At 68.0% G+C, this 13,611-nt stretch carries 14 protein-coding genes; 4 read left to right on the top strand and 10 right to left on the bottom strand.

All coding sequences use genetic code 11. The features are described 5' to 3' along the window. Positions 1-35: 35 nt before the first annotated feature. From B2W22_RS10910 to B2W22_RS10870, 9 genes are all read right to left on the bottom strand, one after another. Entirely contained in the window at positions 36-941 is a 906-nt protein-coding gene (locus tag B2W22_RS10910; RefSeq protein ID WP_175124467.1) for a LysR family transcriptional regulator, read from the bottom strand. A gap of 18 nt (positions 942-959) precedes the next feature. Then, positions 960-1,442, bottom strand: a complete 483-nt coding sequence (locus tag B2W22_RS10905; protein ID WP_056571865.1) for a YajQ family cyclic di-GMP-binding protein — start codon at positions 1,440-1,442, stop codon at positions 960-962. 77 nt (positions 1,443-1,519) lie between these two features. Further along, positions 1,520-2,305 (bottom strand): heme ABC transporter ATP-binding protein, encoded by a 786-nt coding sequence (locus B2W22_RS10900; RefSeq protein ID WP_414631955.1) that lies wholly within the window; start codon positions 2,303-2,305, stop codon positions 1,520-1,522. Then, complete coding sequence (locus B2W22_RS10895) at positions 2,305-3,267, bottom strand: FecCD family ABC transporter permease (protein WP_414631294.1); 963 nt, start codon at positions 3,265-3,267, stop codon at positions 2,305-2,307. Before B2W22_RS10895 ends, B2W22_RS10900 begins: the two co-directional genes overlap by 1 nt. A 34-nt stretch (positions 3,268-3,301) precedes the next feature. Next, the gene (locus tag B2W22_RS10890) at positions 3,302-4,132 is read right to left on the bottom strand and encodes a heme/hemin ABC transporter substrate-binding protein (protein ID WP_286937620.1); all 831 of its coding nucleotides are present in this window, start codon (positions 4,130-4,132) and stop codon (positions 3,302-3,304) included. Between the two features lie 21 nt (positions 4,133-4,153). Next, entirely contained in the window at positions 4,154-5,200 is a 1,047-nt protein-coding gene (locus B2W22_RS10885) for a hemin-degrading factor (RefSeq protein WP_286937618.1), read from the bottom strand. An 82-nt stretch (positions 5,201-5,282) separates the two neighbouring features. Beyond that, on the bottom strand, positions 5,283-7,907 hold the full coding sequence (locus tag B2W22_RS10880; RefSeq protein WP_414631954.1) for a TonB-dependent receptor: 2,625 nt from the start codon (positions 7,905-7,907) through the stop codon (positions 5,283-5,285). Between the two features lie 160 nt (positions 7,908-8,067). Then, on the bottom strand, positions 8,068-9,060 hold the full coding sequence (locus tag B2W22_RS10875; protein ID WP_414631953.1) for a FecR domain-containing protein: 993 nt from the start codon (positions 9,058-9,060) through the stop codon (positions 8,068-8,070). After that, the gene (locus B2W22_RS10870; protein WP_286937614.1) at positions 9,057-9,566 is read right to left on the bottom strand and encodes a sigma-70 family RNA polymerase sigma factor; all 510 of its coding nucleotides are present in this window, start codon (positions 9,564-9,566) and stop codon (positions 9,057-9,059) included. The genes B2W22_RS10875 and B2W22_RS10870 overlap by 4 nt, the downstream gene beginning before the upstream one ends. 170 nt (positions 9,567-9,736) lie before the next feature. Between B2W22_RS10870 and B2W22_RS10865 the strand changes: the two genes are divergently transcribed. Both B2W22_RS10865 and B2W22_RS10860 read left to right on the top strand, forming a co-directional pair. Next, the gene (locus tag B2W22_RS10865; protein WP_175186318.1) at positions 9,737-10,204 is read left to right on the top strand and encodes a CopD family protein; all 468 of its coding nucleotides are present in this window, start codon (positions 9,737-9,739) and stop codon (positions 10,202-10,204) included. 48 nt (positions 10,205-10,252) lie between these two features. Next, positions 10,253-10,456, top strand: coding sequence for a hypothetical protein (locus tag B2W22_RS10860; RefSeq protein ID WP_254594355.1), 204 nt, complete (start codon positions 10,253-10,255; stop codon positions 10,454-10,456). Here B2W22_RS10860 and B2W22_RS10855 read toward each other — a convergent pair. Then, complete coding sequence (locus B2W22_RS10855) at positions 10,453-11,415, bottom strand: LysR family transcriptional regulator (protein ID WP_286937611.1); 963 nt, start codon at positions 11,413-11,415, stop codon at positions 10,453-10,455. The two genes, B2W22_RS10860 and B2W22_RS10855, sit on opposite strands and share 4 nt — an antisense overlap. 162 nt (positions 11,416-11,577) lie before the next feature. On the opposite strand from B2W22_RS10855, the gene B2W22_RS10850 reads away from it, so the two are divergent. Together B2W22_RS10850 and B2W22_RS10845 are read left to right on the top strand one after the other, a co-directional pair. Next, positions 11,578-12,597 (top strand): tripartite tricarboxylate transporter substrate binding protein, encoded by a 1,020-nt coding sequence (locus tag B2W22_RS10850; RefSeq protein WP_286937610.1) that lies wholly within the window; start codon positions 11,578-11,580, stop codon positions 12,595-12,597. A gap of 26 nt (positions 12,598-12,623) precedes the next feature. Continuing rightward, on the top strand, positions 12,624-13,571 hold the full coding sequence (locus tag B2W22_RS10845) for a hypothetical protein (RefSeq protein ID WP_254594356.1): 948 nt from the start codon (positions 12,624-12,626) through the stop codon (positions 13,569-13,571). The last annotated feature ends 40 nt before the right edge of the window (positions 13,572-13,611 follow it).

Genomic DNA, 13,611 nt, shown 5'->3' with positions numbered 1-13,611 from the left:
ACGCGCAACGGGATCTAGCACAAAGGAACAGCGCTTCACCACCGCCCCTCCGACCCTTCGCCGAAATACGCCACCAGGAAATCCACGAACACCCGCACCTTGGCGGACAGGTGGTGCCTTTCCGGGAAAACGGCGTAGATATCCGCCTGCGGCAGCGCATAGTCCTCTAGCACCTGCACCAGCCGGCCGCTGCGCAGGTAGCGCGCCAGGTCCCATTCCGCGCGTTGCAGGATGCCCAGGCCGGCCAGGCCCCAGGTCAGGGTGACCTCGCCATCGTTGCTGCTGAGATTGCCGCGCACCTTCACGGTTTCGCTGCGCCGGCCTTTCGTGAAACGCCACAGCCCATAGGCAGCGTCGTTCTGGCGCAGCACGATGCACTGGTGCCGCGCCAGATCATGCGGCGTGGTCGGCGTGCCGTGTTTTTTCAGGTAACCGGGCGACGCGCACACGAGGCGCCGGTTGGGCGCGATCTTGCGCGCGATGAGACTCGTGTCGGGTAGATCGCCAAAGCGCACCGCAACGTCAAAGGCCTCGCGCACGAAGTCGGCCGGCCGGTCGGTCAACTGCAATTGCAGCGAGACTTCGGGATACTGCTGCGCGAATTCCGCGATGGCCGGCGCGATATAGCTGCGCCCGAAACCCAGCGGCGCATTGACCTTGAGCAGGCCGCGCGGGGCGGCCTGACGGCTGGCGATGAGCGCGTCCAGGTCGTCGATCTCGCCCAGGATGCGGCGGGCGTTTTCCAGATACACCTCGCCCTCGGCGGTAAGACTGAGGCGCCGCGTGCTGCGGTTGAAGAGCCGCACGCCCAGCCGCGCCTCGATCTGCGCCAGCCGCTTGCTGACTGCGGCAGGGGTGACATCAAGCTCGCGCGCCGCGGCCGACATGCCGCCCGCGCGCGCAAGCTCAACGACAAGGAGCAGTTCGCTGGAATGCCCCATCGGTGCGGCCCGCGCGGCTTAGTCGCGGAAGTTTTCGAACTGCAGCGGCAGCTCGACGTCGGTCTTTTTCAGCAATGCAATGGCGGTCTGCAGGTCGTCGCGCTTCTTGCCCGAGATGCGCAGCTTGTCGCCATTGATCTGCGATTCGACCTTGAGCTTGGCGTTCTTGATGGCGGCGATGAGCTTCTTGGCAACGGGCTGTTCGATGCCCTGCTTGATGGTGACCTTCTGGCGGGCGCCGCCCAGGTTTTCAAGCGGGTCGGCCACGTCCAGGCAGCGCACGTCGATGCCGCGGGCAGACAGGCGGCCGCGCAGGATGTCCAGCATCTGCTTGAGCTGGAACGCGCTGGAAGCGACCTGGGTCACGACATAGCCCTCGAGTTCGAACTTGGCTTCGGTGCCCTTGAAGTCGAAGCGCGTGGACAGTTCGCGGTTGGCTTGGTCGACGGCGTTGGTCAGTTCGTGTTTGTCGACTTCGGAGACGACGTCAAAAGTAGGCATGACACGGGGTCCTGTGAAAATTGGCGGGAAAGTGCAATGCCCGCCATTTTACCGGCCCCGCGTCCGGCGTCACGCCGTCATGTCGTGACCACGAGCAGGCGCTCGGGCTGCAAGGGATGCGGCATGACATGGGCGTCGATGCCGTAGGCCAGGAACAGGTTCTTCGGCGTCAGCACCTCGGCCGGCGTGCCCGACGCGATGGCCCGGCCGCCGCACAGCAGGAGCAAGCGGTCGCACCAGCGCGCCGCCAGGTTCATGTCGTGCAGGATCACCAGTACGCCGGTATCGCCGTCATGGGCCAGGCCTGCAGCGACGCGCAAGAGGTCGCCCTGGTGCTTGGGGTCCAGACTGGCGGTGGGCTCGTCCAGCAGCAGATAGCGCGGCTCACCCAGCCCCCGGGCCGCCTTGCACTGCACCAGCACGCGCGCAAACTGCACCCGCTGCTGCTCGCCCCCGGACAGCTCGGGATAGCGGCGCGCATTCAGATGCGACACGTCGGCCCAGCCCAGCGCCTGATCCACCAGCGTGTCCACCTGCGCGGGCGACAGTTCGGGAAACGGGTACGCCCCCATTGCCACCACGTCACGCACGTCCAGGTCGAAGCTCAACCCGGGCTTTTGCGGCAGCACGGCGCGCAGGCGGGCCTGTTGGCGATGCGCCAATTGCTGCACGTCGGCATCGCCCAGGCGGACCGAGCCAGCTTCCGGCGCCAATTCGGCGGACATTGCGCCCAGCAGCGTCGACTTGCCCGCGCCGTTCGCGCCCAAAAGGCCGACCACTTCGCCGGGCCGCACCGCCAACGACACCTTGTCCAGAATGCGGTTGCCGCCCCGCGTCAATACGAGATCGTCGGCTGCAAGCATCAACCGTGCCTCCGGCCGCGCGCCAGCAGCCACAAGAAAAAGGGTCCGCCCACCAGGCTGGTCACCAGCCCGATCGGCAGCTCCGCCGGCACGACGGCGACACGCGACAGCCAGTCGGCCAGCGTCAGCGCCAGCGCCCCGCCCAGCACGCAGGCCGGCAGCAGCCAGCGGTGATTCGCGCCCAGCGTCATGCGCACCAGATGCGGCACCACCAGGCCGACAAAGCCGATGCCGCCCGTCGCGGCAACCAGCGGCCCAACGATCAGCGCGCACGCCAGCACCAGCTGCGCGCGCACGCGCTTGAGCGCGTAACCCAGGTGCTGCGCTTCGCGCTCGCCCAACAGCAAGGCGTTCATGACGCGCCACTGGCGCATCAGCCACCAGGACATCAGCAGCACCCACGGGCCGAGGAACGCCAGCAACGTCCACTTGGCGCCGGCCAGGCTGCCCATGGTCCAGAACGTGAGGTCGCGCAACTGCGCGTCATTGGCCACGAACGTGAACAGCCCAATCATGGCGCCCGCCACCGCGTTGATGGCGATGCCCGCGAGCAGCAGTCCCGCCATGCCGGGCACGCGCCGGCCCAGCGCGTATGCGCAGAAGGTGGCAAGCAGGCTGCCGGCGAACGCGGCCGGCGCCAGCACCCAGAAGCCGCCCGAGGTCAGCACGATGGCGGCCACCGCGCCCAGCGAGCCGCCCGCCGAAATGCCGATAAGGCCAGGCTCGGCCAGCGGATTGCGAAACAGCGCCTGCATCGCCGCACCGGATATGGCCAGCGCGGCGCCCGCCACCATCGCAAACAGCACCCGGGGCAGCCGGATGTCGATCAGGACGTTGCGCCACAGCGCATCGCCCGGCGCGGGGTCGCCAAACAGCAGCGTGGGCATGTCGCGCAACGGAATCTGGACCGCGCCGCTGCTGCTGGCGGCCAGCGCCACCAGCGCCAGCACGGCGCCCAGCACTGCCAGCGCCAGCGGCGCGGAGACGCGCTTTGCGCTAGCGCCCCATGACACCGGCCGCCTCCCGCTTGAGTTCGGTCAGCGCCAAAGGCAGGCGCGGGCCCATGCCCAAGAGGAGCAGGTCGTCCATGACGATGACGCGCTTGCGCGCGGCGGCCGGCGTGGAGGCCAGGCCCGGCAGCGCCAGCAGCTTGTCCACGCCGCCGGAAGCTTCCAGCGAAGTTCGCGTCACGACGATGACGTCGGGCGCGAGCGCGCTGACCGCTTCGGCCGAGAGCGGCTTGTAGCCCTGCTGGTCCTTCAGCACATTGGCCAACCCCGCCATCGTCATGACTTCGTTGGCCGCCGTGCCGCCGCCCGCGCCTTGCAGCGTGCCGGTGCGGTTCATCACCAGGATGGCGCGCGCGCCAGTGATCGGAATCGCCTCGACCGCCTTCAGGTCGCGGGTGATCTCGGTCACCAGCGCTTCACCCGCCGGGGCCACGTCCAGCGCCTCGGCGATGTTGCGGATGCGCGCTTTCAGCGAATCCACCGACGGGGTGTCCGGCACGGTGACGATGCGCACGCCGACGTCGCCCAGGCGCTTGAGCGCGTCGGGCGGACCGGCCTGCTCGGACGCCAGCACCAGATCCGGCTTGAGCGCCAGCACGCCTTCCACCGGCACCGCACGGTAATAGCCGACGCGCGGCAGCTTGGTCGCGGCCTCCGGGTACAGGCTGGAGAGATCGTCTCCCACCAGCTTGCCGCCCTGCCCGAGCTGATACACGATCTCGGTCACGGTGCCGCCCAAGGTCACCACCCGTTCGGGCGGCGCCGCCTGCGCGCCTGCCGCCAACAACCAGGCCGCCACTGCCAACCATTTCTTCATCGCTCTCGTTTCCTTATGCGCTCAAGCGGCCAGCGGCGCGCTGCACAGGCTGACCATCAGGTCGCGCCATTGCGGGATTTCCCGCTGACCGGGTTTGCGTTCACCGAAGAACTGCACGATCAGGTCGCCCGTGCTGGCGTACACCTCCAGCGAAGTGACCCAGCCGTCGGTCGTCGGCTTGTTGACCACCCAGGCCGACGCGATGGCCGTGGTGTCCAGGTGCAGGTTGAACTTGGGATCCAGCACGTTGAACCACGGGCCCGTGCGGCGCAGCGACTGCACCGGACCGGAGTGGATCTGGATCATGCCGCGGTTGCCCACGAAGCACATGATGCGCAGGCCCGATTCGGCCGCCGATTGCAGCATGCGCTCCACGGCGTCGGCAGGCACCGGCTGCGCCAGGTCTTCGCCGGCCGCCGTCAGGGCCGCCAGGCGCGACACCTTGAACTTGCGCAGCAGCGGGAAGAACTCGTGCGTGTCCTTCATGCCCAGCCACGCTTCGCGCCAGGCGGACGCGTCCTCGACCTGCTCGGCGTCGGCGGACGGCGCATAGGCCTCGGCCACGGGCCATTGCGACTCGCCCGCAAACCGCGCGACCAGCGCGTCCCACGCGGCAGCGTCCGTGCCGTCAGTGCGGTAGACCTTGTGCACCGCAACGCCCGCGCCGTCGAAGAACTGCAGGCTCTGGCGGCCGTCCTGCTCGACTGCCCAGGCCGACTTCCATGCGGTGAAGAACACGCGCAGGTCGATGTCCGGTCCCAGCACCAGACCTACCGGACCGTCGGCCTGGATGTCCTCATACACCCCATGGCGCTCGTGCACACACCAGTCGTTGCGCGTCAGCGCCATCACTTCGCCCAGCGTGCCCAATTCGCGGAAGATCTCCTGCGGCTTGCCATGCAGCGCCGTTGCCTTCACGCCGCCACAGCCGGCGGCCACCCACTCGGCCTCGGACACGCCCAACGCTTGGGCCAGATTGCGGGCGCGCAGCCCGGGTTGCGACGCCGCCAGCGCCTCATTGCGGGCACGCAGTTCTTCAGCGCGGGTCGAGAAATCATTATTCGTCATCGTAGGCCCTCCGGCCGGTGCAAAAAAACACTGCAGAAAACCGCCGCCGGTCCGGTCAGCGCCGAATGGCGGCGGACCGAACTCAATATTGATAAGTCAGCGAGACGCGCACGCTGCGTCCCGGTTCCGTGTACCAATCCACCGCACGCGGGATCGCGGTGGCGCCCGCGGTCGGCACGTTGATGGCCTCCCAGTACTTCTTGTCGAACAGGTTGAACACGCCCGCCTGCACCTGCAAGCCCTTCACCGCAGCCGGACGCCAGTAGCCCATCAGGTCCACCACGCCATAGCCCGGCGCCTTGAAGTCGGGATTGGGCGCGTCGGGCGACGCATCGGGATACTCGACCTTGTCGCGCTGCATGGCTGTGGTGAGCATGGCGTCCACGCCCCACACGTCGCGGCCATACCCGACGCCCAGTATCGCCTTGAGGGGCGCGACGGAGTTCAGGTACTGCCCCGTGCCCTCGTCCTTGCCCACCGCCCAAGCCAGCGAGCCCCACGTGCGCCAACCCGGCGCAAACTTCCAGTGCGCGCTGGCCTCGGCGCCGTAGATGCGGACCTTGGCGCGGTTGACGTTGCCGGTCACGCCCAGCGGATACTGCCCCGCCCAACCCGGCTGCCACTGCGGCGAATTGGGATTCAGCGGCACATCGCCATCGATAAAGTTCTGATAACGATTATCAAAGAACGATACCGCACCGCCGAGATCGTCGGAACCGAGCTTGGCGCCCAGTTCCCAGCCCTTGCTGGTTTCGGGTTTCAGGTACGGATTGCCCACGCGCAGATAGGTGCCAGGGCCGCCGTAGTTGGTGTAGAGCTGCGTGGCGCTGGGCGCCTTGAAGCCGTAAGCGTACTGCGCATAGAGGCTGAGCTGTTCGGCCGCCCGCCACGTGCCCAGCAGCTTGGGCGAGAAGCGGCTGCCGCTGTTGCTGGGCGGCAGCGCGGCCGCGTTGGGATTGCTTTCGTAGCCGGCGGTGGATTGCGGCCGTTGCTCGTAGTGGTCATAGCGCAATGCCGGCGCCAGCGTGTATCTGCCATCCGCGAAGCTGAACTCGTCCTGCACCCACAGCGCCCATTGGTCACCCTTGGATTGCGGGACGTCGGCCTGGTTGGTGTGCAGCATGTCGCACGCGCGCGGGCCGAACGGCGCGGGCGTGCCGGGTCGGATCACCGGGCAGTTGTCGTAGCCGCTGGAATTTTGCTCGGTCTTGTTGCCGTACCACTCGCCGCCGAACGACCACAGCTGCGACACCGACGCGCCCGCGATGCGCTTGGTGAATTCCGTGCTGGCGCCAAAGAGCGTCTGCTGGATCGAATTGCTGCGGCCGTAGGGGCCGTTGGGAAAGCCGTAGCGGAATGGATCGCCCGGAATGATGAACGCGCGCGCATCGACGCCGCGGATGCCGTCCAGCGAGTTGTCCAGTCGCACGCGCTGCCAATACACAACGGCGTGTGCGGTGTCGACCAGGCTGCCCGAGTCCGGCGCCGTGTACGTGTAGTCGAACGACACGCGCTCGCGCTCGGTTTCCTTGCGGGTGCTGTTTTCGCCGATGAGGTAGCTGGTGCCGGGGCCCTGCTCCCACTTGTTGTCGATGTCGGCATTGCGCTTGAAGTATTCGCCCGTCAGGCCGAACAGATGCGCGCCGTCCACGCGCTGCTGCAGCTTCATGAGGAAGCTGCGCTGATCGTAGTCTTCGGGGCTGGGCTTGCTGCGCTTGGCGCCGTACCCGCCGACGTCGCCGCGGTTGTCCAGTTCGTGGCCGTTGCGCACGCCGGCCTGCACCAGCCAGAATGTGTTGCTGTGGATCTGGCCGGCCAGCGCCGCGTTGGCGCCCCAGCTGTTGTCGGCGGAGTCGTAATCGGTCTTGGCCAGCGCGCCAAAGGTCTTGCCGCCGCCTAGCAGGTCGGCCGGATTCAGGGTGTGCAGGTCGGCAATGCCCGAAATCGCGCCCGAGCCGCCGCCCGTGGCGTCCGCGCCGCGCACAATGTCCAGGCGCGACAGGCTGTTGAAGTCCACCGCTTCCAGGCCGCCCTTCACGCCGCGCGCGCCGTCGTCCAGCCACGGCAGGCGGATGCCGTCCACCCGCGTCAGCACACGGTCCTGATCCAGGCCGCGGATGTTGATGCTGTTGGTCGTGCGATTGAAGTTCACGCCCGGTTCGGCGCGCCGGCTCAGGTCGGTCCAGTTGCGGATCTGCAGATCGTCCAGGCGGCGGCGATCGGTGCTGGTTTCCCAGGCCGGCGTGACGACGGCCGCTTCGCCGTCGATCTGCACCGGCGCAAGCTGCGTCACGCTGCCCTGCGGCAACGCCTGCAGCACGAAGACGCCCGCGCTGCGTTCCTGCACGCCCAGCCCGCTGCCCGCCAGAAGACGCGCGAACCCTTCATGCACGGAGTACGCCCCCTGCAGTCCGGCGGTGCGGCGCTGGCCCACCAGCGCCGCATCGAACAGCACCGTCACGCCGGCGCTGTCCGCAAAACGCGGCAGCGCGTCCGCCAGCGATCCCGCCGGAATGCTGTAGCCGCGCGCCCCGGCCTGCGTCACCGCGGCGCCTTGCGCCTGCGCGGCGGAGACCGGCAGCATCGCGGCGGATGCAGCGGTCAGGGCCAGCGCCGCATGCACGGCAGCGGTAAGACGGGTCAGCCGGCATTGCGCGCCTTGGGCTGCTCGGGAGCCGCTTGCGCGGCCGGCGGGGTAGTAAGCCATGGTCGTCCTTTCGATCCAACAGGTATCGGCATCCGTGTGCCTATACAAACCATGACCCGCGTGAAATCAAAACCGGACAGCATTTTCAAAAATATTTTCAGCGCGCCGGAAAAAGACGCGGCAACGCCGTGAACGTGATCCGCCATGCCGACCCCGCGCCTCACGCCGAGGTGTCGCGAGGCACGATCGTTACCCAATACGGCGTGCGGTAGCGCACCTGCACGGGCAAGGTGGCGGGCAGCGCCGCCAACACCGCGTCGGTGTCGTGCAATTGGAAGGCGCCGGAGATGCGCAGGTGCGCGATCTCCGGCGCGCAGCGCAGGATGCCCTGCCGGTAGCGGCCAAGCTCGACCGCGAAGGTGTCCAGCCGCAGCGCGCTGGCGTACAGCACGCCGCGCAGCCAGTCGCTGGCATGCGGATCGGCGGGCGTCGCGGGGCCGGCGCCATCGGGCGACAGGCTGCTCTGCTCGCCGGCCGCCACGTCCACGTAGCGCCCCGGCTGTCCGGCGCTGCTGACGCGCACGCGCCCTTCCTGCACGCTGAGCTGGCAACGCCCGCTCTCCTCGCGCACACAGAAGCGCGAGGCATGCGCCTCGATATCGCCCAGCCGCGTACGCACGATGAAGGGACGCGGATGGCTGGCGGGGTCCGCCACCGCATGGACGGCGATCTCGCCGGCGCGCAGGCGCAAGAGGCGCGTCGCGTCGTCGAACAACACGTCGACGGCGCTGGAGGTATTCAGGTGCAGCGTCGAACCGTCGGCCAGGATCACGTCGCGCCGCTCGCCGGCGGCGCTCCGGTAGTCGGCGCTCCAGTCCAGGGGATCGGCCCGCCAGGCAGCCCAGCCGACCGGCGCGGCCACAATCAGGGCAACCAGCGTCTTGAGCGCGGCGCGGCGGCTCTTGAGGTCCGGTCGATTCAGCGTTGCCATGCCCAGCGCGGACGGAATGAGGCCGAAGCGCGCATTCACGCGCTGCGCCCGCTGCCAGGCATGTTCGTGCTCGGCCTTGCTGGCGCGCCATTGGTCGCAGGCATGGACGTCCGCGTCGGTAGCCCGGCCTGAGCTCAGCCGCATCAGCCACCGCGCAGCCTCGCGTGCGACGTTGCGCTCGACGGCGGGCAGCTCGGCTGCCGGTTCCGCTGGCGCGCTCACATCACCGCCATGATGCATTGCTCGTATCCCTTGGTGATGTAGCGGTGCACGGTGCGCAGCGACACGTTGAGCTTGTCTGCGATTTCGCCATGGCTCAGGCCTTCCAGTTGCGCCATCAGGAACGCCTGGCGGGCGGGCAGCGACAGGCCGGCCAGCATTTCTTCAATTTCCTGCAGCGTCTCCAGGATGATGAAGCGCTGTTCGGGGGAAGGAGCAAGCGCCTCGGGCATCAACGCCAACGCTTCCATGTAGGCCTGCTCGACCGATCGGCGGCGATTGTGGTTCAGCAGCAGGCGCTTGGCGATGGTGGTCAGGTACGCGCGCGGCTCGCGCAGCGCGTCCAGTTCGTGCCGGTGCCGCAGCACGCGCACGAAGGTGTCCTGCGCAAGATCGGCGGCATCGAAGCTGTTGCCCAGCTTGGCGCGCAGCCAGCCGTGCAGCCATCCGTGATGGGTGCGGTACAGCATGTTGACGGCGTCGCCCGAGGCGAGCACGGAATTCGGCACGGACGGCTCCCTGACTCACTAACTACAAAATTCATAACTACAAATAACAATCGTTCTCATTCTAAATGCAAAACCATGATCTTGGTCAAGTCCGCGCGTCGGGTTTGCGGAGATATCATCCGTACGACGTCCGCCGCCTCCCGCGGCGGCGCTTTCCACAGGCTGATCCCATGCTCTACGCCGTCCTCCAGTTTCTCCACGTCATAGCCGTGATCCTCTGGGTGGGCGGCATGCTGTTCGCCCACTGTTTTCTGCGGCCGGCGGCCGCGAAACTGGATCCGCCCGTGCGGTTGCCGCTCTTGGCCTCGGTGCTGGGCCCCTTTCTGAATGCCGTGCTGGCGGCCATCGTGCTGATTCTCGTGACCGGCGCCTGGATGATCGGCTCGTCGGCCAGCCAGGCCGCGCAGACGGGCGGCTCGTTCTTCATGCCCCGCAACTGGACGCTGATGGCCAGCGGCGGCATCGTCATGATGGCGATCTTCGGCCACATCCGGTTCGCGCTGTTCAAGCGCCTGGCCGCTGCCGTGGCGGTGTCCGACTGGCCCGCCGGCGGCCAGGCGATGGCCGGCATCCGGCGCTGGGTCGGTGTGAACCTGCTGCTCGGCATCGCCATCGTGGCGGTCATGTTCCTGGGCTAGCGAATAACTGGCTGGCCGCTAGACCCGCACACCACGCTGGTCTACAGCATGACGCCGTACGACGCGCGGCTGCAGGACGCCATGAAGGCGGAATCCGACAAGTTCAACGCCGTGCTGCCCGAGGGCATCGAGACGACCTTCCAGGACGTGTCCATTGTCGAGATCGGCTTTGCAGGCAATGTCGTGCGCGAGATCTACCGCGTGAGCCTGGAAGACGGGTCGGTGCTGGACGTGGCGTCGGGCAAGCCCTAGGCGAGCTGATCGGCTGGCCCGGGACCGCCCGCGCGGTCCCGCAGCACGTCACGGATCTGGCCGCGCAGCCACGCCTGCAGCGGCGACGTATGCAGCCGGCGCGGCCAGACCATCACGAATTCGATCTTGCGCAGGCTGGCAGGCAATTCCAGCATCGCCAGCGGAAAGTGCTTGCCATGCACCTGCGCCACGCTGGCCGGCATGGTGGTCGCATAGTCCGTATCCAGCAAGACGTAGGGCGTGATGCCAAAGCCCGACAGGTAGGCAGAGAATTCCAGCCGTCCCGCCTCCGGCTTCAGGGCTCGGTCGAAGTTGGTCTCGCGTCCGTACATCTGGGCGAAGGCAAACCACCTGATGCGCGGCAAGTCAGCCAGCGTCAGCGCGCCCTGCCCCGCGCGCGGATGCGCTTTCGACACGACACACACGCGCCGGTCGCGCAGCAGCGTATCGCGGTGAAAGCGCGCCGGCACCTTGCCGAACAGTCCGATGGCAATGTCCAGCCGTTCCGCATCCAGGTCGTCGGGAACAAAGTCGCCATGCACCGATTGGAATCGCAGCGTGATTCCTGGCGCAGCGCGGCGCAGCCGTTCCAGCAACGGTGCGGCCAGCAGGATCTCGCTGTGCGCGCCGGTCCCGATGTTGACCACGCCGCTGGCGCGCGCGGGATCGAAGTCCTCTGCCGGGCGCAAGGCCGACTCGATCTGCGCCAGCGCGTCCTGCACGGCCGCATGCAACTCCAGCGCGCGCTCGGTCGGAATGAAGCGGCCCTTGACGACGACGAGCAAGGGGTCGTCCAGCCGGTCCCGCAGGCGCGCAAGGTCGCGGCTGATGGCGGGCTGCGTCTTGTGCAGCAGCGCGGAACTGGCGGTGGCGCTGCGCGTGCGCATCAGCGCGTCGAACGTCAACAGCAGGTTCATGTCCAGCCGGCGCAGATAGGGCAAGGGGTGAGTGTCGGTCATGGCGACCATGCTATGCGCGAAACACATGCAATGAAAGTCGCATACCAGAATTGATATAACCGCCTTGCATGCCCGGCATTGGGCGTCGCACCAGCGCTTGGCTACAGTGGCTCGCAGATCGGCCCATTTCGCATCCGACACCGACTTCCTGGAGACGTCTTCATGGCCCTGCTCACCGCCCTCACCGCGCGCTGGCGCGCCGCCACCTCTCGCCGCTTTCTGCTGGCCGCCACGGCGGGCGCCGTTCTGGCGCTGGGCGCCGCCCAGCCCGCCACCGCGGCCGCCGGCTTTCCCGCGCGGCCCATCACCCTCGTGGTGCCCTTTCCCGCGGGCGGCACTCCTGACATCCTGGCGCGCATCCTGGGAGAGGACCTGGGGCGGCGCCTTGGCCAGCCGCTCATCGTTGAAAACCGCGCAGGCGCCGGCGGCAACATCGGCGCGCAGGCGGTGGCACGCGCCGCGCCGGATGGATACACGCTGCTCATGTGCGCCTTTGGCTGCACCGTCGCGCCATCGCTCTACCAGCCCGCGCCCTACGACATCGTCAAGGACTTCGCGCCCGTGGCAATGATCGGCACGGTGCCCAGCGTGCTGGTGGTCAATCCCCAAGTGCCCGCCAACACCTTGCCGGAACTGCTGGCGTACGCCCGCGCCAATCCGGGTAAATTGAATTCTGCATCGTCCGGCGTGGGCGGCTCGGCGCATCTGGCAACGGAACTGCTCAAGCAGCGCGCGGGCATCGACGTCGCCCACATTCCCTACAAGGGCGCCGGCCAGGTCGCCGCCGATCTGCTTGGCGGCCAGGTCGATATGTACTTCGACAATCTTCCCGCCTCGCTGGCCAACATCCGGGCCGGCAAGCTGCGCGCGCTGGCCGTGGCAAGCAGCAAACGGGCGCCCGCGATCCCCGACGTGCCGACCTTCGCTGAAGGCGGCGTGCCCGACTTTCTCATCACGCCTTGGTTCGGCATCATGGCGCCGGCGCGCACGCCCGCCGCCGAACTGGACGCGCTGCACAACGCGTTCGCCACCGCCCTGCAAGCGCCCGAAGTGGCGGCCAAGATGCGCGAACTGGGCGTCGAGACGGCCAGCGGCACGCGGCAATCGCTGGGCGACTTCGTCGGCGCCGAGACCGCGCGGTGGAAGCAAGTGATCCAGGCGAACCACATCAAGGCCGAATGATGGCGGCGGCTTCCCACCAGAATGACTTGGAGGAACCCGGTCCCCTGCGCCTGCGCGGCATGGGGTCCTTCCATGTCGGCGGCCGCGAGGCCTCGCTGTCGGGCCTGCCCCGCCGCGAGGTCGTGATGGCCGAGGGCGGACAGCCCGTCGCGCTGGACCCGAACGGCACGTACCGCGTGGAGCAGATGTACGCGCAGTACTTTCTGGCGGACCCGCCCAACGGCCGCCCGCCGATCGCGTTCTGGCACGGCGGCGGCATGACCGGCGCCGCCTGGGAGACCACGCCCGATGGCCGCGAGGGCTGGCTCAACACGTTCCTGCGGCGCGGCTGGGATGCCTACCTGTGCGACGCCGTCGAGCGCGGACGGTCCGGCTTTGCGCCCGTTCCTGACATCTGGCCCGAGCCGCCCATCGTGCAGGCACAGGAAGACTGCTATACGCGTTTTCGTATCGGCCGGCCCGGCACGCGTCCGGGTCCGGACAGCGCCTACCCCAACACCCGCTTTCCGGTGGAGGCGTTCGGTCAGCTTGCCGCCCAGATGGTCCCACGCTGGGTGCACACCGACGCCGCCGTCCTGCGCGCCTACCTGGCGCTGCTGGAACGCGTCGGCCGCATGATTGTCGTCTGCCATTCGCAAGCGGGCGTGTTCGGCATCCGCGCGGCCCAGGCGCAGCCGGATCGGGTCCGCGCGGTCGTCGCGCTGGAACCGGCAAGCATTCCCCTGTTGGCGCCTGGCGATGACTACCGCACGCCCACGCTGATCGTGATGGGCGACAACATGGACACCGACCCGCGCTGGCCGCGCATGCGCGCCCGCGTGCAGGAATTTGCGGCGCGCTACCCCTGCGTCCAGGTGCTGTCGTTGCCGGAACGCGGAATCACCGGAAATTCGCACATGCTGATGATGGACAGCAACAGCCTGGAACTGGCCGGGCTGGTGCACAACTGGCTGATGGAACTGCCGCCGGGTTGAAAGCCGAGTTGGAGGCCGCGTTGAGGGCTGGGTCGAAGGC

It is taken from the genome of Achromobacter sp. UBA4530, from assembly GCF_002388205.1.
Classification (GTDB): Bacteria; Pseudomonadota; Gammaproteobacteria; order Burkholderiales; family Burkholderiaceae_B; genus Achromobacter; species Achromobacter animicus.
This window is presented reverse-complemented; position numbering and strand designations above follow the sequence as displayed.

Bases quoted from the DNA above. Each gene is read 5' to 3' on its own strand.
- B2W22_RS10890 (WP_286937620.1), bottom strand. From the start codon at position 4,132: ATGAAGAAATGGTTGGCAGTGGCGGCCTGGTTGTTGGCGGCAGGCGCG.
- B2W22_RS10860 (WP_254594355.1), top strand. From the start codon at position 10,253: ATGACGCCGTACGACGCGCGGCTGCAGGACGCCATGAAGGCGGAATCC.
- B2W22_RS10905 (WP_056571865.1), bottom strand. From the start codon at position 1,442: ATGCCTACTTTTGACGTCGTCTCCGAAGTCGACAAACACGAACTGACC.
- B2W22_RS10880 (WP_414631954.1), bottom strand. From the start codon at position 7,907: ATGGCTTACTACCCCGCCGGCCGCGCAAGCGGCTCCCGAGCAGCCCAA.
- B2W22_RS10865 (WP_175186318.1), top strand. From the start codon at position 9,737: ATGCTCTACGCCGTCCTCCAGTTTCTCCACGTCATAGCCGTGATCCTC.
- B2W22_RS10850 (WP_286937610.1), top strand. From the start codon at position 11,578: ATGGCCCTGCTCACCGCCCTCACCGCGCGCTGGCGCGCCGCCACCTCT.
- B2W22_RS10885 (WP_286937618.1), bottom strand. From the start codon at position 5,200: ATGACGAATAATGATTTCTCGACCCGCGCTGAAGAACTGCGTGCCCGC.
- B2W22_RS10855 (WP_286937611.1), bottom strand. From the start codon at position 11,415: ATGACCGACACTCACCCCTTGCCCTATCTGCGCCGGCTGGACATGAAC.
- B2W22_RS10910 (WP_175124467.1), bottom strand. From the start codon at position 941: ATGGGGCATTCCAGCGAACTGCTCCTTGTCGTTGAGCTTGCGCGCGCG.
- B2W22_RS10900 (WP_414631955.1), bottom strand. From the start codon at position 2,305: ATGCTTGCAGCCGACGATCTCGTATTGACGCGGGGCGGCAACCGCATT.